Origin of the sequence: Rhizobium sp. OAE497, from assembly GCF_040546565.1 — a bacterium.
GTDB lineage: Bacteria > Pseudomonadota > Alphaproteobacteria > Rhizobiales > Rhizobiaceae > Rhizobium.
Genome location: NZ_JBEPOA010000001.1, coordinates 1464349 through 1485586 on the forward strand (window position 1 = coordinate 1464349; position 21238 = coordinate 1485586).

21 protein-coding genes and 1 tRNA gene are annotated in these 21238 nt (G+C 61.2%); 13 read left to right on the forward strand and 9 right to left on the reverse strand.

Annotated elements, in window-relative coordinates:
- The first annotated feature begins 80 nt into the window (after window positions 1-80).
- Window positions 81-518 carry a DUF2155 domain-containing protein gene (locus tag ABIE40_RS07480; RefSeq protein ID WP_130282532.1) on the forward strand — a complete coding sequence of 146 codons (438 nt, stop codon included), beginning with the start codon at window positions 81-83 and terminating at the stop codon, window positions 516-518.
- Window positions 519-708: 190 nt separating this feature from the next.
- On the opposite strand, the gene aat is transcribed toward ABIE40_RS07480, so the two are convergent.
- The 5 genes from aat to ABIE40_RS07505 form a co-directional block, all read right to left on the reverse strand.
- A complete protein-coding gene (gene aat / locus ABIE40_RS07485) occupies window positions 709-1323 on the reverse strand; it encodes a leucyl/phenylalanyl-tRNA--protein transferase (protein WP_199628711.1) in 615 nt (204 codons plus the stop codon).
- Window positions 1324-1329: 6 nt separating this feature from the next.
- Window positions 1330-2679 (reverse strand): acetyl-CoA carboxylase biotin carboxylase subunit, encoded by a 1350-nt coding sequence (accC, locus tag ABIE40_RS07490; RefSeq protein ID WP_130282528.1) that lies wholly within the window; start codon window positions 2677-2679, stop codon window positions 1330-1332.
- A gap of 10 nt (window positions 2680-2689) precedes the next feature.
- On the reverse strand, window positions 2690-3169 hold the full coding sequence (gene accB, locus ABIE40_RS07495) for an acetyl-CoA carboxylase biotin carboxyl carrier protein (RefSeq protein WP_112720424.1): 480 nt from the start codon (window positions 3167-3169) through the stop codon (window positions 2690-2692).
- A 22-nt stretch (window positions 3170-3191) separates the two neighbouring features.
- Entirely contained in the window at window positions 3192-3629 is a 438-nt protein-coding gene (aroQ, locus tag ABIE40_RS07500) for a type II 3-dehydroquinate dehydratase (RefSeq protein WP_112720423.1), read from the reverse strand.
- Between the two features lie 145 nt (window positions 3630-3774).
- Window positions 3775-4533, reverse strand: coding sequence for a DsbA family protein (locus ABIE40_RS07505; RefSeq protein WP_199628710.1), 759 nt, complete (start codon window positions 4531-4533; stop codon window positions 3775-3777).
- Between the two features lie 203 nt (window positions 4534-4736).
- Here ABIE40_RS07505 and ABIE40_RS07510 point away from each other — a divergent pair, with 203 nt between their 5' ends.
- Window positions 4737-5894, forward strand: coding sequence for a pyridoxal phosphate-dependent aminotransferase (locus ABIE40_RS07510; RefSeq protein WP_199628709.1), 1158 nt, complete (start codon window positions 4737-4739; stop codon window positions 5892-5894).
- 56 nt (window positions 5895-5950) lie between these two features.
- On the opposite strand, the gene ABIE40_RS07515 is transcribed toward ABIE40_RS07510, so the two are convergent.
- Window positions 5951-6460: a ribonuclease H family protein gene (locus tag ABIE40_RS07515; protein ID WP_199628708.1), complete on the reverse strand. Its 510-nt coding sequence runs from the start codon at window positions 6458-6460 to the stop codon at window positions 5951-5953.
- Window positions 6461-6611: 151 nt separating this feature from the next.
- Between ABIE40_RS07515 and ABIE40_RS07520 the strand changes: the two genes are divergently transcribed.
- From ABIE40_RS07520 to ABIE40_RS07540, 5 genes are all read left to right on the forward strand, one after another.
- Window positions 6612-6941, forward strand: coding sequence for an ArsR/SmtB family transcription factor (locus ABIE40_RS07520; protein WP_112720420.1), 330 nt, complete (start codon window positions 6612-6614; stop codon window positions 6939-6941).
- On the forward strand, window positions 6938-7345 hold the full coding sequence (locus ABIE40_RS07525) for an SRPBCC family protein (protein ID WP_112720419.1): 408 nt from the start codon (window positions 6938-6940) through the stop codon (window positions 7343-7345). Before ABIE40_RS07520 ends, ABIE40_RS07525 begins: the two co-directional genes overlap by 4 nt.
- A gap of 29 nt (window positions 7346-7374) precedes the next feature.
- Window positions 7375-7575: a hypothetical protein gene (locus ABIE40_RS07530; protein WP_199628707.1), complete on the forward strand. Its 201-nt coding sequence runs from the start codon at window positions 7375-7377 to the stop codon at window positions 7573-7575.
- Between the two features lie 75 nt (window positions 7576-7650).
- Entirely contained in the window at window positions 7651-8904 is a 1254-nt protein-coding gene (locus ABIE40_RS07535) for a D-arabinono-1,4-lactone oxidase (RefSeq protein WP_199628706.1), read from the forward strand.
- A gap of 165 nt (window positions 8905-9069) precedes the next feature.
- Window positions 9070-9327 carry a hypothetical protein gene (locus tag ABIE40_RS07540; RefSeq protein ID WP_112720416.1) on the forward strand — a complete coding sequence of 86 codons (258 nt, stop codon included), beginning with the start codon at window positions 9070-9072 and terminating at the stop codon, window positions 9325-9327.
- Between the two features lie 86 nt (window positions 9328-9413).
- On the opposite strand, the gene ABIE40_RS07545 is transcribed toward ABIE40_RS07540, so the two are convergent.
- Window positions 9414-12152, reverse strand: a complete 2739-nt coding sequence (locus ABIE40_RS07545; protein WP_502944802.1) for an Rne/Rng family ribonuclease — start codon at window positions 12150-12152, stop codon at window positions 9414-9416.
- An 835-nt stretch (window positions 12153-12987) separates the two neighbouring features.
- On the opposite strand from ABIE40_RS07545, the gene ABIE40_RS07550 reads away from it, so the two are divergent.
- The 3 genes from ABIE40_RS07550 (at window position 12988) to prfB (ending at window position 18133) form a co-directional block, all read left to right on the forward strand.
- On the forward strand, window positions 12988-14199 hold the full coding sequence (locus ABIE40_RS07550; RefSeq protein WP_199628704.1) for an N-acetylmuramoyl-L-alanine amidase: 1212 nt from the start codon (window positions 12988-12990) through the stop codon (window positions 14197-14199).
- A gap of 241 nt (window positions 14200-14440) precedes the next feature.
- Window positions 14441-16900, forward strand: a complete 2460-nt coding sequence (locus tag ABIE40_RS07555) for a penicillin-binding protein 1A (RefSeq protein ID WP_112720413.1) — start codon at window positions 14441-14443, stop codon at window positions 16898-16900.
- A gap of 101 nt (window positions 16901-17001) precedes the next feature.
- Window positions 17002-18133, forward strand: a protein-coding gene (prfB, locus tag ABIE40_RS07560; protein WP_112720412.1) for a peptide chain release factor 2 whose coding sequence is annotated in 2 segments (ribosomal slippage) — window positions 17002-17070 and window positions 17072-18133 — 1131 coding nt in all. Because the reading frame shifts where the segments join, the coding sequence is not laid out codon by codon here.
- A gap of 53 nt (window positions 18134-18186) precedes the next feature.
- On the opposite strand, the gene ABIE40_RS07565 is transcribed toward prfB, so the two are convergent.
- Window positions 18187-18501, reverse strand: a complete 315-nt coding sequence (locus tag ABIE40_RS07565) for a hypothetical protein (RefSeq protein ID WP_130282513.1) — start codon at window positions 18499-18501, stop codon at window positions 18187-18189.
- A 174-nt stretch (window positions 18502-18675) separates the two neighbouring features.
- Here ABIE40_RS07565 and ABIE40_RS07570 point away from each other — a divergent pair.
- Window positions 18676-18751, forward strand: a tRNA-Thr gene (locus ABIE40_RS07570).
- A gap of 233 nt (window positions 18752-18984) precedes the next feature.
- Here the strand turns inward: ABIE40_RS07570 and ABIE40_RS07575 are convergent.
- Window positions 18985-19242 (reverse strand): hypothetical protein, encoded by a 258-nt coding sequence (locus ABIE40_RS07575; RefSeq protein ID WP_199628703.1) that lies wholly within the window; start codon window positions 19240-19242, stop codon window positions 18985-18987.
- A gap of 541 nt (window positions 19243-19783) precedes the next feature.
- Here ABIE40_RS07575 and ABIE40_RS07580 point away from each other — a divergent pair.
- Both ABIE40_RS07580 and ABIE40_RS07585 read left to right on the forward strand, forming a co-directional pair.
- A complete protein-coding gene (locus tag ABIE40_RS07580) occupies window positions 19784-20725 on the forward strand; it encodes a S1 family peptidase (RefSeq protein WP_199628702.1) in 942 nt (313 codons plus the stop codon).
- A gap of 119 nt (window positions 20726-20844) precedes the next feature.
- Window positions 20845-21234 (forward strand): lipoprotein, encoded by a 390-nt coding sequence (locus tag ABIE40_RS07585; RefSeq protein ID WP_199628701.1) that lies wholly within the window; start codon window positions 20845-20847, stop codon window positions 21232-21234.
- Window positions 21235-21238: the final 4 nt, after the last annotated feature.

Sequence of the window (21238 nt, forward strand, 5' to 3'; positions counted from 1 at the left end):
TGGCCACAATTGACCTTTACCCGCAGGTTGGCCGCAGAAGCTGCGGCCATTATCTTGAGATGCGGTGGAGACGGGTAGATATGCAGCTTTTCACGCGGAACCATGTCCTGCGTGCCGCCGGGATCGCCCTGGCGCTTGGCTCCTCTTTCCTGCCGCAGGCGGCCTCCGCCGCGCGCATCGAAAACCCTGTCGCCGTCTTCTCCGGCCTCGACAAGATCACCGGCCGCATCACCACTTTCGACGTCTATGTCAACGAGACCGTCCAGTTCGGCGCCCTGCAGGTCACGCCGAAGGCCTGTTATTCGCGCGACCAGTCGGAAGCGCAGAAGATCGACGGTTTCGTCGAGGTCGACGAGATCACCCTCGACCGCAAGATCCGCCGCATCTTCACCGGCTGGATGTTCGCCGACAGCCCGGGTCTGAATGCCGTCGAGCATCCGATCTATGACGTCTGGCTGAAGGACTGCAAGGCGCAGTCCGACGTGCCGGCGCCGGATGGCGCGGCGAAGGCCAAGTGAATTTCTGATTGGTTTGGTGTCGTGCCCCCGGTGGCCGACCCTCGTCCTTCGAGGCCCTTCGGGCACCTCAGGATGAGGGCGGAGCATATGTCGTCGTGTGGGAAGCTGCATTCAAGATAGAGAAGCCCTCACCCTGAGGTGGGAGCAAAGCGACCCTCGAAGGGCGAGGGCGGGCGCACCGATAGCCGCCCTAAAACTGCAGATGAGGCGAATCCATCACCGCATCAAGCATCACGGCATATTCTTCCTTCGGAACGTCGATCGCCCCGAACGTCTTCAGGTGCTCGGTGGTAAACTGCGTGTCGAGCAGCTTGAATTCCTTCTCCCGAAGCCGCTCGACCAGATGCACGAGGCAGATCTTCGAGGCATCGGTGCGTCGCGAGAACATGCTCTCGCCGAAGAACGCCGCTCCCAGCGAAACGCCATAGAGGCCGCCGACCAGCTCATCGCCGTCCCAGGCTTCGACCGAATGCGCGTGGCCGATGCGATGGAGCGTCGAATAGAGTTGCCTGATCGTGCCGTTGATCCAGGTGCTCGGCCGCCCGGACGTCTCCTCGGCGCAGGCCGAGATCACCGCGTCGAAATCCGAGTTGAAGCGGATGTCGAACGGCTTTCGGCGAATGGTCTTCGCCAGGCTTTTCGAAATGTGGAAGTCGTCGAGGGGGATCACCCCGCGAAGCTCCGGCTCGACCCAGAAGATTTCCGGATCGTCAGCCGATTCGGCCATCGGGAAGAGGCCGATGGAGTAGGCGCGCAGGAGGATCTCCGGGGTAATACCTGGGGACTTCCTGCGCGACCCTGCCATTCCGGATCAGGCCGGTTTGGTGCTGGCCAGATATTGCTCCAGCCAGTGAATGTCGTAGTCGCCATTCGCGATGTCCTGGTTGGAAACCAGGTCCTGGAACAGCGGCAGCGTGGTCTTGATGCCATCGACGACGAATTCGTCCAGCGCGCGGCGTAGGCGCATCATGCATTCGACGCGGGTGCGGCCGTGCACGATGAGCTTGCCGATGAGGCTGTCGTAATAGGGCGGGATCTTGTAGCCCTGATACGCGCCGCTATCGATGCGCACGCCGAGACCGCCGGGCGCATGGAAATGCGTGATCGTGCCGGGCGAGGGCACGAAGGTGCGCGCGTCCTCGGCATTGATGCGGCATTCGATGGCATGGCCTTCGAAGGTGATCTGGTCCTGCGTAACCGAGAGACCGCCGCCAGAGGCAACGCGGATCTGTTCGTGCACGAGGTCGATACCGGTGATCGCTTCGGTGACCGGATGCTCGACCTGAAGACGGGTGTTCATTTCGATGAAATAGAACTCGCCGTTCTCGTAGAGGAACTCGATTGTACCGGCGCCGCGATACTTCAGCTTCTTCATGGCGTCGGCGCAGACCTGGCCGATCTTCATGCGCTGCTCGACGTTGAGGGCGGGGGAATTGGCTTCTTCCCAGACCTTCTGGTGACGGCGCTGCAGCGAGCAGTCGCGTTCGCCGAGATGGATCGCATTGCCTTCGCCGTCACCGAACACCTGAACTTCGATGTGGCGCGGCTTGCCGAGATACTTTTCCATGTAGACGGCTTCGTTGCCGAAAGCGGCAGCCGCTTCGGTACGGGCCGTCGACCATGCCTCGATCAGGTCGGCTTCGGACTTGGCAACCTTCATGCCGCGTCCGCCGCCGCCAGCGGTTGCCTTGATCAGAACGGGGTAGCCGATTTCGGCCGCCGTCTTCAGCGCATCTTCTTCGGTCTTCACTTCGCCGTCGGAGCCGGGAACAACGGGGATGCCGAGTTCCTGCGCCGTCGTCTTGGCGGTGATCTTGTCGCCCATGATGCGGATATGCTCCGCCGTCGGGCCGATGAAGGTGATGCCGTGGGCTTCGAGGATTTCCGCAAACTTGGCGTTCTCGGAGAGGAAGCCGTAGCCCGGGTGAACCGCGTCGGCGCCGGTGATTTCGCAGGCGGCAACGATCTGATGAATGTTCAGATAGCTGTCGCGTGATGGCGGCGGGCCGATGCAGACGCTTTCGTCGGCAAGGCGCACATGCATGGCGTCGGCGTCTGCCGTGGAGTGAACCACGACGCAGGGAATGCCGAGCTCTTTGCAGGCGCGCAAGACGCGCAGCGCAATTTCACCGCGGTTTGCAATGAGGATTTTGGAGACCATGACGCCCGCCTTATTCGATGACGACCAGGGCCTGGCCGTATTCGACGGGACTTCCGTCCTCGACGAGGATTTCCGTGACCTTGCCCGACTTCGGAGACGGGATCTGGTTCATGGTCTTCATCGCTTCGATGATGAGCAGCGTCTGGCCTTCCTTGACGGTCGAGCCGACTTCGATGAAGGCGCGCGCGCCCGGAGCCGGTGCCATATAGGCAGTGCCGACCATCGGAGCGCTGACGGTGTTGGCCGGGTTGCGCGCCGGAGCGGCTGCTGCGGCCGGTGCCGCGGCAGCGGCGGGTGCTGCAGCTGCCGGAGCAGCAGCGTAAGCCGGAGCCGCCATCGGCGCCTGGACGTACTGCATGTTGCCGCCGCGCGAAACGCGGATGCGCAGATCGTCCTGCTCGACTTCGATTTCCGTCAGGTCCGTGTCGTTGAGGATGTTCGCGAGGTCACGGATCAGTGCCTGGTCGATACCGGATTTCTTTTCAGCCATGAGTGTTTGCCCTGTCTTCTTCTTATGCCGTGAGGTTCTTCAGCGCCTGGAGCGCCAGAATGTAGCTGTGGGGGCCGAAGCCGGCGATTACACCCTTGCAGGCAGGGGCAATCATCGACTTGTGCCTGAATTCTTCGCGTGCATGCACGTTCGAGATATGGAGCTCGATCACCGGAATGGAAATAGCCTTGATCGCATCATGCAGTGCAATGGATGTATGCGTGTAGGCGCCGGCATTGATGGCAACGCCTGCCGCCTTGTCGTTGGCTTCATGGAACCAGTCGATCAACGTGCCTTCGTGGTTGCTCTGGCGGAAGTCGATCTCGAAACCGAGTTCCTTGCCCGCAGCCCGGCAATCCGCCTCGATGTCCTGAAGCGTCTTGCCACCGTAGATGCCGGGTTCTCTTTTGCCCAGCATGTTCAGGTTTGGCCCGTTCAGGACGAAAATCGTTTGCGTCATCGAGTGTTCCATTGAATGCACGAGGGCAACCTATAGACTCCCCATGGCCTTAATGAAAGCCCTTTGGGATAGGCATCCCGAATCGTGCCATATTTGTCCACATGGCTGAAACGCTTGGATTTTGGCGATTTGATGGGCGAGAGCCTCAGCAGCTCGTCTTGCCGCAGGTCCGCATGTTCTTCACCTTGGCTTCAAGGTCGTCGAAGCCGACTGCGCCCTGCACCAGCTCGTTGCCGATCACATAGGACGGCGTGCCTGAAATGCCGAGTTTCTGCGCCAGGTCATAGGCGTTCTGCACCGAGCCGGTATCCGGGCTCTTCGCCATTTCGTCGCGGATCTGCTTTTCGTTGACGCCGAGCGAGGAGGCGACTTCCATGGCGCTGTCTTCATCCGCACGGCCTTCGCCGCCGAGCAGCGCCAGGTGGAACTGCTCGTATTTCTCCGGCGCCAGCTTGCGGAAAGCGTCCGAAACCTTGTGGGCGGCAACCGATTCCGGTCCGAGGATCGGGAATTCCTTCAGCACGAAGCGGACACTCTTGTCCTTCTTCAGCATCGTCTGCATGTCGGAGAGCGCGTGGCGGCAATAGCCGCAGTTATAGTCGAAGAACTCGACGATGGTGACGTCGCCCTTCGGGTTGCCGATCGAGATATCGTCCTTGGCGTCGAAGATGCTCTTGCTGTTCTCGCTGATCACCTGATTGGCTTTGACGAGACGGGCTTCTTCCTGCTTCTTCTGCAGGGCATCCTGAACGTCGAGCATGATCTCCGGGTTCTGGATCAGGTATTCCTTGATGAACTCGCCGAATTCTTTCTTCTGCGCATCGTCGAGTGCAAGCGCTGGAAGCGGCATGGCAAAGCTGGCAGCGAGCGCAAGGGCGGTGAAGGTTTTCGGAAAGAGAGCCATTGTGTCCTCGTCGGCTGATCGAATGCGATGCCGCTTCATAACATCGCCCGGTTAATGGGCTTGAATGCGAAGCATCAAATTACGGTGTGCGGCCCGGCCATCAAACAGGATTTTTCTGGATCGCCGCGCAATCGCGGGATTGTGATGAACCTGATAATGCGGCAATTGTCTGGCCGCAATTGAATATCCGGAGTTATCAGACCTTGTTTTCCGTATCGAAGCGCAGCGAAGTCGAGCCTTTCCACGCCATGGATGTTCTGGCCGAGGCGACCAAACGGCGCGCCGCCGGCCACCCGGTTATCTCGATGGCGGTCGGCCAGCCCTCCCATCCGGCCCCGCAGGGAGCGCTCGAGGCAGCCCGCGCAGCCCTTGCGCAAGGCAAGATCGGCTATACCGATGCGCTGGGGACAGCGCGGCTGAAACATGCGCTTGCCTGGCACTACCGCGACCGTCATGGCTTGGAGATCGATCCGGCGCGGATCGCCATCACCACGGGCTCGTCTGCCGGTTTCAATCTCGCTTTCCTGTCGCTCTTCGATGCCGGTGACGCCGTGGCGATCGCTCGGCCCGGCTATCCGGCCTATCGCAACATCCTCGGCGCCCTCGGACTGAAGGTGATCGAAGTTGCCGTGACGGCCGAGACGCATTTTACGCTGACGCCGGAAAGCCTGGAAGCCGCACAGCGCGAGAATGGCGTGAAGCTGAAGGGCATCCTGCTCGCAAGCCCGGCAAACCCGACCGGAACGGTGACGGGCAGGGCGGCGCTGCAGGCGCTTGCGGACTATTGCGCCGCCAATTCGATCGCCTTCATCTCCGACGAAATCTATCACGGCCTGACCTTTGCCGGTGAGGAGACCAGCGCGCTGGAGCTGACGGACGAGGCAATCGTCATCAACTCCTTCTCGAAATACTATTGCATGACCGGCTGGCGGATCGGCTGGATGGTGCTGCCGGAGCGCCTGGTGCGCCCGATCGAGCGCGTCGCCCAGAGCCTCTACATCTCGCCGCCGGAGCTCTCGCAGATCGCCGCGACGGCAGCGCTTGGCGCTGCTGCCGAGCTCGACGTCTACAAGGCGAGCTATGCCGCAAACCGCGATTTCCTGCTTCGGCGCTTACCCGAAATCGGTCTGCCGGTGGCATCGCCGATGGACGGCGCCTTCTACGCCTATGTCGACGTCACACGCTTCAGCAATGACAGCATGGCCTTTGCCAAGCGCATGCTGGCGGAGATCAATGTCGCGGCCACGCCGGGTCTCGACTTCGATCCGCTGGAGGGCAACAGGACGATGCGCATGTCCTATGCGGGATCCGAATCGGAGATCGCTGAGGCCATCGAGCGCATGGCCGGCTGGCTGAAATAGAGTCTGTTTTCCTGCGCTTGCGCCGGTTTCCTGAATCAATTCCGCAGGCGCTTGAATCAATTTGTGAGCGGGCGAAGCGACAGGCGCCCGCGCTCCGCCAGCTCATCGGCCCGCTCATTGCCGCCGATGCCGGCATGGCCCTTGCACCAGGCGACGGTCAAAGCGGCGTTGCGCGATAGCGCGCCGTCGATCGCCTGCCAGATGTCCTTGTTGGCGATCGCCCGGTTCCTCAGATTGGCGTTTGCACCGATCTTCTTCCAGCCGTTGTTCCGCCAGATCGGCCGCCAGAGCGTGCAGCCCTTCATGGCATAGGCCGAGTCCGTCCAGATGATTGCGGTCTCGCCGGATGCGTTGGCATCGACCCACCGCGCCGCTTCCAGGATAGCCAGCAGTTCCATACCGTTATTCTCTGCGTTGCCGATGCCGCCGGATGCCGCAGCGATTTCGGCGCCGTCGCGATAGGCCGCGAAAGCCCAGCCGCCGTGGCCGGACTTCGGATCGAAGGAGCCATCGGTGAACAGGTGCAGGCCGCGGCGCATGTCCGGCGCGTCTGAGATCTCGGTCATGCCGGCGGAGGGCCCTTCTGCTGGAATCATTGCTTTTAGGGTAGCGACAAGGTGAAGGCCTGTCTGCGTTCGAGCAGAGCCCGTTCACAAGCCTCTTGACTAATCCATACCCGCATGGCTATGAATAAAACCATAGCCAATGAGGTATGAATTGGAAACACAAAGCACCCAGGACCTGCTTTTCCGGTCGCTCGCCGATCCGACCCGCCGCGCGCTTTTCGAGCGCCTGTGCCTGGAGGGCGAGAAGACGGTCGGCGTGCTGACGTCAGGAGCAGGGGTCTCGCAACCGGTCGTCTCGAAGCATCTCGCCGTCCTCAAGCAGGCTGGCCTGGTGCGCGACCGGCATGAGGGACGCCAGACGCATTACAGCGCCCGCATCGAGGCTCTGGCCCCGCTGGCGGATTGGACGACGAAGATGGCCGGCTTCTGGGAGAGCCGGTTCGATGATCTCGAAGAGCTTTTGAAGAGGATGGATCAATGAGCGACGCAACCCACGAACGGCGCACCGTGATCGTCGAGCGGGAGATCGCCTTTCCGCCGGAAAAGATATGGCGCGCGCTGACGCAGCCGCATCTCTTGCAGGATTGGCTGATGCGGAACGATTTCAAGCCGGTGGTCGACCACCGCTTCAAGTTCAGCGGCGACTGGGGCTCGGTCGATTGCGCGGTCCGCGAAGTCGAGCCGAACAGGACGCTCTCCTACAGCTGGGACGCCCATGGCCTCGAAAGCGTCGTGACATGGACCCTGACGCCGACGGCGAAGGGCACGCATTTGCGCATGGAGCAATCCGGATTCCGCCCCGACCAGCAGCAGGCCTTCATGGGCGCACGCGCAGGCTGGCACAAATTCTTCGAGAACCTCGAGCAGCTGCTGGCGCGCGCTTGAATCTCGGCCATATCTTCAGGGAGGAAACATTGGCTTTCAGCAGATTTATCCGGCAGGCGCACCGCTGGATCTCGATCATCTTCACGGTGACCGTCGCCGCCAATTTCGCAACCATGGCCTTCGGCACGCCACCGGCAGGGGTCGTCTATTCACCGCTTCTGCCGCTGTTCCTGCTGCTTTTCAGCGGCCTCTATCTCTTCGCCCTGCCGTATCTGGCAGGACGGAATTGACGGCAAGCGGCCTCTTCAACCCGGCGCGTTTCGGCTAACGTCGAGGCGACAAATGGATTCGGGAGGGTTCGTAGCGTGCGTCAGGTTCCGGCAGCCAATTGGGCGGAGAGCTATCACTACAGCTTCAGGGAGTGCCTCAGCCCCACCTCGGTGGATGAGCTTTGCAGCATCGTCGCGCGATCGGGATCGCTGAAGGCAGTCGGCTCCGGCCACTCCTTCAACGGCATTGCCGATGGCAGCACCGCGATCCGGCTGACGGATATGCCTGCCAATCCGGTGGTCGAGAGCAACGGCACGGAGGTCAGCGTCGGCGGTCACTGGACCTATGGCGATCTCGCCCAGTTTCTCCACGGTCAGCGGCTGGCGATCCACAATCTCGCCTCGCTGCCGCATATCTCGATTGCCGGCGCGATCGCCACGGCCACCCATGGATCGGGCGACGGCAACGGCAATCTGGCGACCGCGGTATCCGCTCTGGAATTCGTCGCCGCTGACGGCGGCCTCGTCAAGGTCAAGCGCGGCGAGCCCGGCTTCGACGGCATGGTCGTCCATCTCGGCGCGCTCGGCATTGTGACGCGGGTCAGCCTCGATATCCGGCCGGAATTCGAAATCGCGCAAAGCGTCTATGAGAATCTCGCCTGGGATCAGCTGCTTGCCAATCTCGATCAGATCATGGCCGGCGGCTACAGCGTCAGCGTCTTCACGCAATGGGCGGAGAAGGCGGGGGCGATCTGGCTGAAACGCACGGCATCGGACGCTGACTGGCCTGCCGCACTGCATGGCGCGGTGCGCGCTACGGTAAACCGTCACCCGATCATCGGGCTCGATGCCGGCAACTCGACGGAGCAACTCGGCCGTTACGGACGCTGGTCCGACCGGCTGCCGCATTTCAAGATGGGATTCACCCCGAGCAGCGGCGTGGAGATACAGTCGGAATTCCACGTGCCCCGGCAGCATGGGGCAGCCGCAATCGAGGCCTTGCTGAAGATTCGCGAGCGTTTCGCGCCGCTGATCCAGGCCGGCGAGTTCCGCACCGTCGCCGCCGACACGCTGTGGCTCAGCCCGCAATATCAGCGCGATACGCTATCGATGCACTTCACCTGGCAGCGGGATCAGGATGCCGTCAACGGGGCGGTGCGCCATATCGAGGAGGCGCTACAGCCGTTCAACGCGCTGCCGCATTGGGGCAAGGTCTTCAACGAGCGCGGCATCGGTGCCCGTTATGAGAAGTTTGGCGATTTCGTCAATCTTCGCAACAGGATGGACCCGGAACGCAAGTTCTCGAATCCCTGGCTGGACGCGGTCGTCTTCGGCGCCGGCGAGGCCTGAAAATCGACATGCCGCTACATCCGTACTTCCGGCTTTACTCATGAAAATGTCTTTCCGGTAGCAGGAAAGCGGGCTCTTCCGATGCCTTTGATAACTGCCGGTGGTGTCACGCTCAGGTCACGCTGGAGGGTGATATGACGTCTGCTTCTTGTTCAGGAGCAGGCAGTGAACCGCTTTATCATATACCTTCCGGACGACCGCGACTGGGTCAAGATACTGACCTCTTTGCAGAAGCTCGGAAGCCTCGAAACCGACCGCTCGCATATGGTGACGCTGGTCAGCCCCTTCGATACCGATCACATCGATGCCAAGCTGAAGGAAGGCCGCAAATCCTACGTCCTCGTCAAGGTCGAGGGCGAGTTGCGCTATAACGTCCGTGACCACGCCGCGACCGCCGTCCTGGCGATCCATGTCGAAGTCTGAGCCTTCGCCGAAAATCAATCCTCGAGCCATAAAAAAATCCGGCCGCGTCTCCACGGCCGGATTTTTGTTTTGAACTGTCAGGCTTCTTAGAAGAAGCCGCGGCGCTGCCACCAGCCGGCCTTCTTCGGCTTGCCATCGCCTTCGGCCTCGGCAGCCTCACGGGTCGACTTCACGGTCGGAGCAGACGAGGAGATGTTCGATTCGCGGTTGGCGCGGACCGGCTTTGCCTCTTCGGCCGCAGCGGCTTCAGCAGCAGGAGCGGCGAGATCGGCGGATGCTTCGACCGTCTCGGCTTCCGGCTCCGCAGCGGCTGCAGGCGCTTCTTCGACGACAACAGGCTCTTCGACCGGCGATGCAGCTGCCTTGCGGCGGCCACGGCCGCGGCCCTTGGCAGGCTTGACCTCTTCGGTGACGAATGCACCGGTTTCGACGGCTGCCATGGCGCTTTCGCCCTCGGCTGCATCAGTTGCAACGGCTTCGATCACTTCGGCCTGGGTTTCGACCGCGACGGTCTCGCCGGCTTCGGCTTCCGACTCGGCGTCGCCTTCACCTTCACCGTCGGCGGCATCGGCACTCAGTTCGCCGTTTTCGTCACGGTTGCGGCGTCCGCCACGCTTGCCACGGCGGCGGCGCTTGCGGCGCTGCTCGTTGTCGCTATCGCCTTCGGCGCGGGCTTCGGTTGCAGCGGCTTCATCGCCCTCTGCCTCGTCCTCATCGCCTTCCGTTTCGTCGGCGCCGTCTTCAGCGGAGGCTTCGAGGCCTGAAGCCTGGTCGCCATTGCCACCACGGCCACCACGACGGCGGCGGCGGCGCTTGCGCTTGCGGTTACCGCCTTCGCTGTCGCTTTCCGAACGCTGCTGGGCAGGGCGCTCGGCGCTGGCTGCCTTTTCTTCGAGCTCTTCGTCTTCTTCCTCGTCCATCTCGATCACGACATCGTCGTCGTCATCGTCGGGGATAGCCGCGAAGTTGAAGAGCGTTTCGATCTTGACCGGGTTCTCGACCGGCTCGCCACGATCGATCGCGAAATGCTGCGAACCGATGCTGTTGTCGGCACCGATGACGATCGCCACGCCGAAGCGGGTTTCGTAATCGACGATCGACTGGCGCTTGTGGTTGAGCAGGTAGAGCGCGATGTCAGGCGTGGTGCGGACGGTGATGTCGTGCGTCGTGTTCTTGAGCAGATATTCCTCGATGCCGCGCAGGACGTGCAGGGCAACGGAGGACTGCGAACGGACGTGGCCGGTGCCGCCGCAATGCGAGCAGACCTGCGTCGTCGATTCCAGAACCGAAGCGCGGATGCGCTGGCGCGACATTTCCAGAAGGCCGAAATGCGAGATGCGGCCGACCTGGATGCGGGCGCGGTCGTTCTTCAGGCATTCCTTCAGACGCTTCTCGACAGCGCGGTTGTTGCGCTTTTCTTCCATGTCGATGAAGTCGATGACGATCAGGCCGGCAAGGTCGCGAAGGCGAAGCTGGCGCGCCACTTCGTCGGCGGCTTCGAGGTTCGTCTGCAGCGCCGTGTCTTCGATCGAGTGCTCGCGCGTCGAACGGCCGGAGTTGACGTCGATCGAAACCAGCGCTTCCGTCTGGTTCATGATCAGGTAGCCGCCGGACTTCAGCGTCACCTGCGGCTGCAGCATGCGGTCGAGCTGTGCCTCGATGCCGGAGCGCGAGAAGATCGGGTGGATGTCGCGGTAGGGCTGAACCACCTTGGCATGGCTCGGCATCAGCATCTTCATGAAGTCTTTCGCTTCACGATAGCCTTCTTCGCCGGCAACGATGATCTCGCCGATATCCTTGTTGTAGAGGTCGCGGATCGAGCGCTTGATCAGCGATCCCTCTTCGTAAACCAGGCAGGGAGCCGTCGAGGCGAGCGTCAGCGTGCGGACGTTCTCCCACAGGCGCATCAGATATTCGAAGTCGCGCTTGACCTCGACCTTGGTGCGGTTGGCACCGGCGGTACGGAGGATCACGCCCATGCCCTGCGGCACTTCCAGCATGCGGGCGATTTCCTTCAGCCGCTTGCGGTCCTGCGGGTTGGTGATCTTGCGCGAAATGCCGCCGCCACGCGCCGTGTTCGGCATCAGAACCGAGTAACGGCCTGCGAGCGACAGATAGGTGGTGAGAGCCGCGCCCTTGTTGCCGCGCTCTTCCTTGGCGACCTGCACGAGCAGGATCTGGCGGCGCTTGATGACTTCCTGGATGCGGTACTGCTTGCGCGGACGGCGGGCTGCGCGATCCGGCACTTCTTCCATCGCGTCTTCGGCGCCGACGGATTCGATCACTTCTTCTTCATGGTCGTGATCGTCGTCGTCATCGTCGTCGTGGCCGCGGCGGCGGGAATCGACTTCTTCCGAGATCGAGTCGCTTTCGACCATTGCAGCCATCGAGCCGCCGTTCGAATCGTCGTCGCTGTCGACGGAAGCAACCGGTGCTTCGACATCGGTCGGAACGGCGTCTTCGGTCGCGGTGGTTTCGACAGCCTTCTTGCGGCTGCGGCGCGGCTTGGCCGCGGCCTTCTTCTTGGCCGGAGCGGCTTCTTCGGCAACCGGAGCCTCTGCCTCGGCCGGAGCCTCGGCTGCGGCTTCCTCGGCAGGCTCGTCCTTGGCGACGATGCCGATATCGGGCTGCTCCTGGTTCGCCGGATCGTTCATCGGCGCGGTCTCGACATGCTCGACGTCGTCGTCGCGGCGATGCTCTTCGGCCTCGGCGCGCAGCAGCGCCTGACGGTCGGCCAGCGGGATCTGGTAGTAATCGGGATGGATTTCGGCAAAGGCCAGGAAGCCGTGCCGGTTGCCGCCGTAATCAACGAAAGCGGCCTGCAGCGAGGGGTTCTACCCGCGTTACCTTAGCAAGATAGATGTTGCCGCGGATTTGCTTCTTGTGCTGCGACTCGAAGTCAAATTCTTCTATGCGGTTCCCGCGAACGACAACGACGCGCGTCTCTTCCTCGTGAGACGCGTCGATAAGCATTTTGTCTGCCATGTAAGCTGTGCTCCTCGGCGCAGCCCGATACGCGCATTCCCGCCGGTGTCTAGGACAGGCAGGGAACGGTTATGAGCGGTTGCGCCGGATAATGAAAGTCGCGATTGGTTCGGGAGGGTAGGCAGCAGCCAGGCAACAGCGGGGAAGATATTCTCCCGGGGCCTGTAGACTTTGGATAAAACCTGCTGCGACACCATTATGACCAAGCGAGATCGACAATACTAAGACCCGTAGGTCCGATGGGTTTGCTCCTCAGAGCGTTTGGTGGCTATCCACCGATGAAGTTTCCGCATACGCCGGAAAATTCAGAATCCAGTTCACTCGGCTAGAAACACATATGACGGCGGACGATTGCCGGTTGCGGCGCCAGGTCCTCGTGGGGTTGGCAGCCTTCGCGGCGACTCTATCCCGTCAGCACTTCTAACCTAAATTCGTTGTATGGTTTCTCTGTCACAATAGCAAGGGAAAAGCCAAATGTGCCATAATATTGATGGATTTCGGCACGCATAGAAAATCGGGGATAAACGGTCCTGATTCGGCATGCGCTGTGTTACAAGGCTCGGGGGAGCCTGACGGCGCTGGCGGGCGTCCGGGACCGATATGCAATGACAGATAGGGTGTGGCGGTCGATTGGTTAAGAGGGAGCGGCCCGCTAAAGGGCAATCCGGCAGGCGGATGAATATTTTGGCGGGCGCGCTCGTTGCCGCCGCGCTGTGTCTTCATGTGGGACCTGCTTCGGCTGCCGATGGCGGCAAGCCAGAACCGCTGCTTGCCTATGGCGCCCGCATCATCGGCGATGACGCCCGCACCCGCATCGTCGTCGATTTCGACCGCGAACCGGCTTTCTCCGTTCACTACATCGCCAGTCCCGAGCGTATCGTCATCGACCTGCCGGCGACCGCCTTCGGCTTCGATGCCAAGCAGCTCGGTGCCCGCGGTCTCTTCAAGGATATCCGCTACGGCGCGATGGGCGAGGGCAGTGCCCGCATCGTGCTGACGGCGATCAAACCGGTGAAGCTGGCGATCGCCAAGGTGCAGAAGGATGAGGACGGCAAGGGCCACCGCCTGGTGCTCGATGCCGAGATGACGACCAAGGAGGAATTCGCGGCCCTCGTCAAAGGCCAGTCCTGGAGCGATCCGGCCGACCAGCAGGTGACGAGCGCGATACCGGCCGGAGAGGCGCCGAAGCCCGGCGACTTCATCATTGCCGTCGATGCCGGTCACGGCGGCATCGATACCGGCGCGATCGGCGTCGACACCAAGACCGAGGAAAAGCAGGTGACGCTTGCCTTTGCCAAGGCGCTGGCTGACCGGCTGAACCGCGAGCCCGGCATCAAGGCCTTCCTCACCCGCGATAGCGACGAATTCCTGTCGCTCTCCGAGCGCGTGCAGCTCGCCCGCCAGCACCATGCCGGCCTGTTCATCTCGCTTCATGCCGATACGCTGAAACAGAAGGATATCAGGGGCGCCACCGTCTACACGATCTCCGACAAGGCATCCGACAAGCTCGCCGCCGATCTCGCCGAGCGCGAAAACCTCTCCGATCAGATCGCCGGCAAGGAAACCGTTGCCGAGCCGCCTGAAGTCGCCGACATCCTGCTCGACCTGACGCGGCGCGAGACCCAGGCCTTCTCGATCTCGCTTGCCGAGAATGTGCTCGGCTCCTTCAAGGATCAGATCGGCACGATCAACAATCCGCACCGGCATGCCGGTTTCCAGGTCCTGCGCGCACCCGACGTGCCCTCTATCCTGCTGGAACTCGGCTTCCTCTCGAATGTCGAGGATGAGAAGCTTCTCCTCGACGACCAGTGGCGGCTGAAGATGGCCGATCTGCTGACCGATGCCGTAAAGCGATACCATTCGTCGGTTGCCGCCAATGGCGGCTAATGCCGTGGCGAAGATGTGACAGTTTGAGCGAAAGCTGAGGATGGCAGTGGAATGGGGCAGGGGAGCCCTATTTTGCTCACATTCAGGCCGTTACTCCCGGCTATGTTTCTGACCCGAGAGGCGGAATCGGCTTGTCGCAGTGCCGCGCATGGAGTAAGCCGCGCGCAACGTGTAAATTGCGCGATCTGATGCGATGATACCGCCTGCGCCGATTGAAGATTTGGAATACCGGTAGCCCAACATGATCAGACTTCTAGGATATTTCTTCGGCATTGCTTGCGTCATGTTTCTTGGCGCAGCAGCTGTCGTGGCCGTTTATCTGGCCAACGTCGCGAAGGATCTCCCCGATTACGCCGTGCTGAACAGCTATGCGCCGCCCGTGACCACCCGCGTTCACGCCGGAAACGGCGCGCTGATGGCCGAATATGCCAAGGAAAAGCGCCTGTTCCTGCCGATCCAGGCAATCCCGGACCGCGTTAAGGCTGCCTTCCTTTCGGCTGAAGACAAGAATTTCTACAACCATCCGGGCGTCGACCTCACCGGTCTCGGCCGTGCTATCCTCGTCAACGTCCAGAATTTCGGCTCCGGCCGACGCCCGGTCGGCGCCTCGACGATCACCCAGCAGGTCGCCAAGAACTTCCTTCTGACCTCGGACCAGACGATCGACCGCAAGATCAAGGAAGCGATCCTCTCCTTCCGCATCGAGCAGGCCTACAGCAAGGACAAGATCCTTGAGCTTTATCTGAACGAGATCTTCTTCGGCCTGAACTCCTACGGTATCGGCAGCGCGGCACTCACCTATTTCAACAAGTCGGTCACCGAACTGACGATCGCCGAATCCGCCTATCTGGCATCGCTGCCGAAGGGCCCGGCAAACTACCATCCGTTCCGCCACCCGGAAGCAGCGCTTGAGCGCCGCAACTGGGTCATCGATCGCATGGTCGAAAACGGCTATGTCAGCAAGGAAGACGGCGAAGAAGCCAAAAAGCAGCCGCTCGGCGTCACCGCCCGCAGCACCGGCCCGTCGCTCTTCGCTTCCGATTATTTCGCCGAAGCCGTCCGCCGTCAGCTGATCGACCAGTTCGGTGAGAAGGCGCTTTATGAAGGCGGTCTCTCGGTCCGCACCTCGCTCGATCCGCAGATGCAGCTGGCGGCCCGCCGCGCCCTGCAGGATGGTCTGACGACCTATGACGAGCGCCGCGGTTTCCATGGCCCGATCAAGACGATCGACACGACTGCCGACTGGGGCAAGGCCCTCGCCGACATTCCGGCCCTGTCGGACGTTCCCGAATGGCGCCTTGCCGTCGTTCTCGCCGTCTCCGACGACAGCGTCGATATCGGCCTGCAGCCGCCGAAGGACGGTGGCGGCAAGATCGGCCCGGATCGCGAGCGCGGCACCATCCAGGCAAAGAACATGCAGTGGGCCTATCGCTCGTCGACCGGCGACCGCAAGACGGCGAAGTCGCCTGAGGGCGTTCTGTCGCCAGGCGACGTCGTCTATGTCGCGCGCCAGGGCGGTGAGACATCGACATCATACCGGCTGCAGCAGCCACCGAAGGTTCAGGGTGGCCTCGTTGCCATGGACCCGAAAACCGGCCGCGTTCTCGCCATGGCTGGCGGCTTCTCCTACGGCCAGTCGGAATTCAACCGCGCGACGCAGGCGATGCGCCAGCCGGGTTCCTCCTTCAAGCCTTTCGTCTACGCAGCCGCGATGGACAATGGCTATACGCCGGCCTCCGTCATCATGGACGCCCCGATCGAGATCGTCTCCGGCGGTCAGGTCTGGAAGCCTGAGAACTACGGCGGCGAAGTCGGCGGCCCCTCGACGCTGCGTTCGGGCATCGAGCATTCGCGCAACCTGATGACGGTCCGCCTCGCCAACGACCTTGGCATGAACATCGTTGCCGAATATGCGGAGCGCTTCGGCATCTACGACAAGATGCCGCCGCTGCTCGCCATGTCGCTCGGCTCCGGCGAAACCACCGTTCTGCGCATGGTCTCGGCCTACTCGGTCATTGCCAATGGCGGCAAGCAGATCAAGCCGACGCTGATCGACCGCATCCAGGACCGCTACGGCAAGACCATCTTCAAGCATGAAGAGCGCGTCTGCGACGGCTGCAATGCCGGCGACTGGCAGAACCAGGAAGAGCCGAACATCGTCGACAACCGCGAACAGGTTCTCGACCCGATGACCGCCTACCAGATCACCTCGATGATGCAGGGCGTCATCACCCGCGGTACCGCCGCAGGCAAGATCGATCTCGGCGGCCGCGATGTCGCCGGCAAGACCGGTACCACCAACGATGAAAAGGACGCCTGGTTCGTCGGCTTCACGCCGGATCTGGTCGCCGGTCTCTACATGGGCTTCGATACGCCGGCGCCGCTTGGCCGCGGCGGTACGGGTGGCGGCCTTTCGGCGCCGATCTTCAACGAGTTCATGCAGGCCGCCGTCAAGGACATGCCGCCGTCCAAATTCGTGATCCCGCAGGGCATGAACCTCGTCGCCATCGACCGCAAGACCGGCATGGCGGCGCAGGAAGGCGATCCGAACACGATCATCGAAGCCTTCAAGCCCGGCACCGGCCCCGCCGATAGCTTCTCGGTCATCGGCATGGACAGCACCATGTCTCCGGAAGAGATCCTGAAGACCTCGCCGCAGGCCAATCAGGCCGTTCAGTCGAACAGCGGCGGCCTCTACTAATCACCTTCGTCGAACGCCATGCGGCGGCCGCGGGCTTTACATCCGCTGCCGCCGCAACTATTTGACGGGCCATCTCGAGACCAACGCAGAGAAGCAGGAAAATGCGCGCGGAGATCATAAACGTAGTCGATGAAACCAAGCAGGCTATCACCCTGCTGAGGAGGCATCTTTGACTGGGACCAGGCGATAAGACGGCTGGACTGGTTGAACAACAAGGCAGAGGACCCGAACCTCTGGAACGATGCCCAGGAAGCACAGAAGCTGATGCGCGAGCGCCAGCAGCTGGATGACGGCATCAACGGCGTGCGGCAGCTCGAGCAGCAGCTGAACGACAATATCGAGCTCATCGAGATGGGCGAGGAAGAGGGCGATGCGAGCATCGTCACCGAGGCCGAGGAAGCGCTGAAGGGCTTGAAGGCCGAAGCGGCGCGCCGCCAGGTGGAGGCGATGCTGTCAGGCGAGGCCGACAGCAACGATACCTATCTCGAAGTCCATTCCGGCGCCGGCGGCACGGAAAGCCAGGACTGGGCGAACATGCTTCTGCGCATGTACACCCGCTGGGCTGAGCGTTCGAAATTCAAGGTCGAGCTTCTGGAAGTCCATGACGGCGAAGAAGCGGGCATCAAGTCCGCGACCTTACTCGTCAAGGGCCACAATGCCTATGGCTGGCTGAAGACGGAATCGGGCGTTCACCGCCTGGTGCGTATCTCGCCTTATGACAGCAACGCGCGCCGTCACACGTCCTTCTCGTCGATCTGGGTCTATCCCGTCGTCGATGACTCGATCAACATCGAGATCAACGAGAGCGACTGCCGCATCGATACCTACCGCTCCTCGGGCGCCGGCGGCCAGCACGTCAACACGACCGACTCGGCCGTGCGTATCACCCATATCCCGACCGGCATCGTGGTCGCCTGCCAGCAGGAACGCTCGCAGCACAAGAACCGCGCCAAGGCCTGGGACATGCTGCGTGCCCGCATGTACGAAGCGGAACTGAAGAAGCGGGAAGACGCCGCCAGCGCCGAAGCCGCATCGAAGACCGATATCGGCTGGGGCCACCAGATCCGCTCCTACGTCCTGCAGCCCTACCAGCTGGTCAAGGACCTGCGCACCGGCGTGGCCAGCACCGCTCCGGGCGATGTTCTCGACGGCGAACTCAACGAGTTCATGGAAGCGGCGCTCGCGCATCGCATCAGCGGCAAGCCCGACGCCGTCGTCGACGATATCGATTGATCGCTGCAGGCATGTGAATAAAGAAAGCCCCGGTCTCCCGGGGCTTTTTCATTCTAGAGGTTCAGGCGGAAATAGACGCCGTTGCGATGCGGCCGGTAGTAACGGTCGTGGTATCGCCAGTAGCGATGCTCCCGCCAGCGCCGCTCGGCGCGCCAGTCGCGATAGTGGTGCCGATTATAGCGCCAGCCATGGCGATAATAGTAACGATGGTTGTTCCGGTAGTGACGGTGCCGGACCTGAACGACATCGCTCTTTTCCACAGCCGCAACCGGCGCCTGCGACCGCGGCATGGCCGAGACAGGCTCCGCCGCAACGAAGGCCGAGCCGATCGAAAGAACGGCCGCAATGGCAAAATGGGCGATTTTCATAACGCATCTCCTTGGTAGTTCATGCCCAAGGTTGGCCCCCGCGGCCTGAACTCGCTCTGAAGACGGGCTTCATGTTAGGTTCATGCGGAGGGAGGCGCGAAGATCGATCACGAAATCGCGCCAAAAAGGTTTTCTCCTTTACACAAGGGCAGAATCTGCTACTTGGCACGCATTGCCCTTGTAGCTCAGTTGGTAGAGCACCTGATTTGTAATCAGGGGGTCGCGGGTTCGAACCCTGCCGGGGGCACCACTAATTTGTGAACGAAATCAGTTCCTTAATGATCAACCCGCCCTCAGTTGGCGGGTTTTTCATGCGCCGTTGATTTGACGAGAATTACCATGGTTTCCGGGCTTTTCCCTGCGTTAGCGGGGATTACGTGGAACATGGATGGCGCATGGCGGCGCATGAAAAAGCCGCCCTAACCCCGTCGGACTAGAGCGGCCCCATTTTGCCGGTACCTGCGAGCACCGGCACCGGCAGAATCACGCTGGCCGACGCTTGTCTTGAAGCACCCATCCGAAATCTTGGTGCGTCTGCTGCAGATGGCGCGCCGTGTCGAGCATCTGATAAATCATGTAGGTCAGTTCATTCCACCCAGGCGGCAGGCGTTCGGCTAGCTCGTCGTGGACGCGGTCGGCGAGGCTGCAGAGGATATTCGCCCGGCTTAGAGCATCATGGGCGATGTCGCACATGCTTGGCTGTCTGATGACGGGTATTTCGATCGCTTCAACGTGGATCATGTTTGTGCTCGCGGTTACTTCCGTCCCCGGCGCTTCTGAAGGCGGCACGGATGACGGGCAAACCAGTGTGCGGCACTGGCGCCGGGAAGTTCAGAACATGCCCGCGAAGACATGCGCCACGGCCTTCACCCTTTCGGGTTTATTCCGGTCAAGATTGCTCTTGACGCACCGTGGCCTTCCCGGCAATAGTCTGCCGGTCGCGACAACGGTGTTGTCTCGTCAGTTTCAGCGTCCTGAGGCCGGCAAGCCGCAGCGCACGCCTATCGCGGTCTGAAGCGCAAGCCCCGGCAAGGGCCCGCTTCGGGAGTTCTGAAGCTCCGCGCACAATTTCACACGATTTGCACGTTGAAGCAAGCATTCCCCACGCCGGGGAACCCGCGTCCACATCCCCAGATATTGGGATGCAGTGCGATTGACTTGCGACTCGCGGTGACAGATTTTTTCTTTCATGCGCGCGAGAGGCCGGGTGGACGGAATTATGGTCGTAGTGAATCTGCAATCTGGACTTCCGCGAACCTCCCGGAATGAGGTTGAGGCAGTTATGAATCTGCTTTCGACAGTCGTCGACAATGCCGAATTCAGAGCGATGATTGAGCGAGAGTTCGCGAACACACCCGATTGGGGTCACAAGCAGCACTTCCTAAAGGCAGGACTGTTCTCGGGCTTAGACTTCACCATCATGGTGCACGCGTCGGGGCAGTCACAAAGCACCCAAATCCAACCATTGCAGTTCATGCTTAGCAAGCTCGTTGAGTGGGGGCTGGTGACGGACTCGGAGCTACTTCGGACAGACGCCTACCGCTATACTTGGCAATCCAATAGGATCGACGGCTTTCTGAAACTTGGCATCGCGGACAATATCCTTCTTGGACCATCATATATCGCTGAGAAGTACAAGAAGAGTGTGCCCGCCATCTACGTCCGAAAGGGCGATCAAGAATACACTGGCACTGCGTTTCTGACGAGTTTAGGCGACGAGAAAAGGTATGTCGTCACCGCTGCGCATAATTTAATGGACGACCGAGATCCAGTGGATTTCCTTGGCTTCGGGGGCGAGTTCAGCGGGTCCTATAAGGCGCTTTCGTCAGACTGGATATTTGACGCTGATCTGGACGCCGCCTTCATCCCGGTCGCGGGCCCGGATGACGCGGTGCCTGTGCACCTACTCGGAGAAGCACGAACTCTCGCTCAGACTATCTCTTTGGGCTATCCCACCATCGCAACCACTGTCACTAGCCACCTGCTGGCGCATCGCGGTGAATTAAATGCAGTTGTAAAAGACCGCCTGGGCGGCAGAAAGTTGATCGTTTCAAATCTCGTGTCTCCAGGCAGTAGTGGCGGCCCAATCTTGGATGAATGCGGGCTTTGCATTGGAATGGTGATCCGCTCGCTTGAGTTCAGGCACGAGACAGGCATAAATTCTGTCAATGCTGGTGTGCCCGCCCTGGAAGTGGTCGACTTCATGACGCGCGCACTAAGATAAATCCAGAGCCCGGCATTCTCACCGCCCCAACACCCAAAAAAAGTCGGTGGGTTGTTTACCGCGCCGCTAAACACGTCCTCAAGTTGCTGCTAGATCAAAAGCAGGAACTGGGGAACATCATGAAGAAACTGATTGTAATAGCGGCAAGCCTTGCCGTCCTTTCGGGCTGCCAAACGAACTACGCCTATGAGCCGATCGTGCCGAATGCTCCGAACCTTGAAATGGCGCAGGCGCGGTGCGAAATGATGTCATCGAGCACACAGCAAGGAATGATCGCTTTCGGCAGTGCCAGCTATGTCGCCGGCGCCCAGCTCGGCAACGCTATCGACAATGCGATCCGGGCCGACCAGTTCGTAAAGCAGTGCATGACCATGAGCGGATGGCGCCGTGTTCCGGCTAAGCCGAAAACGTCCAAGCCTGCCGCAGTACAACAGCCAAAGTATTCACCGCTAACAGGGAAGCCATACAAGGGCGCCGGGGCATTCCCGAAGGCGCCAGGGAAGTCTTAAACAG

What these genes read in the sequence shown, in the direction of transcription:
- ABIE40_RS07480 (WP_130282532.1), top strand. Translation starts at nt 81, where the DNA reads ATGCAGCTTTTCACGCGGAACCATGTCCTGCGTGCCGCCGGGATCGCC.
- aat (WP_199628711.1), bottom strand. Translation starts at nt 1,323, where the DNA reads ATGGCAGGGTCGCGCAGGAAGTCCCCAGGTATTACCCCGGAGATCCTC.
- accC (WP_130282528.1), bottom strand. Translation starts at nt 2,679, where the DNA reads ATGGTCTCCAAAATCCTCATTGCAAACCGCGGTGAAATTGCGCTGCGC.
- accB (WP_112720424.1), bottom strand. Translation starts at nt 3,169, where the DNA reads ATGGCTGAAAAGAAATCCGGTATCGACCAGGCACTGATCCGTGACCTC.
- aroQ (WP_112720423.1), bottom strand. Translation starts at nt 3,629, where the DNA reads ATGACGCAAACGATTTTCGTCCTGAACGGGCCAAACCTGAACATGCTG.
- ABIE40_RS07505 (WP_199628710.1), bottom strand. Translation starts at nt 4,533, where the DNA reads ATGGCTCTCTTTCCGAAAACCTTCACCGCCCTTGCGCTCGCTGCCAGC.
- ABIE40_RS07515 (WP_199628708.1), bottom strand. Translation starts at nt 6,460, where the DNA reads ATGACCGAGATCTCAGACGCGCCGGACATGCGCCGCGGCCTGCACCTG.
- ABIE40_RS07525 (WP_112720419.1), top strand. Translation starts at nt 6,938, where the DNA reads ATGAGCGACGCAACCCACGAACGGCGCACCGTGATCGTCGAGCGGGAG.
- ABIE40_RS07550 (WP_199628704.1), top strand. Translation starts at nt 12,988, where the DNA reads ATGAATATTTTGGCGGGCGCGCTCGTTGCCGCCGCGCTGTGTCTTCAT.
- ABIE40_RS07555 (WP_112720413.1), top strand. Translation starts at nt 14,441, where the DNA reads ATGATCAGACTTCTAGGATATTTCTTCGGCATTGCTTGCGTCATGTTT.
- ABIE40_RS07565 (WP_130282513.1), bottom strand. Translation starts at nt 18,501, where the DNA reads ATGAAAATCGCCCATTTTGCCATTGCGGCCGTTCTTTCGATCGGCTCG.
- ABIE40_RS07575 (WP_199628703.1), bottom strand. Translation starts at nt 19,242, where the DNA reads ATGATCCACGTTGAAGCGATCGAAATACCCGTCATCAGACAGCCAAGC.
- ABIE40_RS07580 (WP_199628702.1), top strand. Translation starts at nt 19,784, where the DNA reads ATGAATCTGCTTTCGACAGTCGTCGACAATGCCGAATTCAGAGCGATG.
- ABIE40_RS07585 (WP_199628701.1), top strand. Translation starts at nt 20,845, where the DNA reads ATGAAGAAACTGATTGTAATAGCGGCAAGCCTTGCCGTCCTTTCGGGC.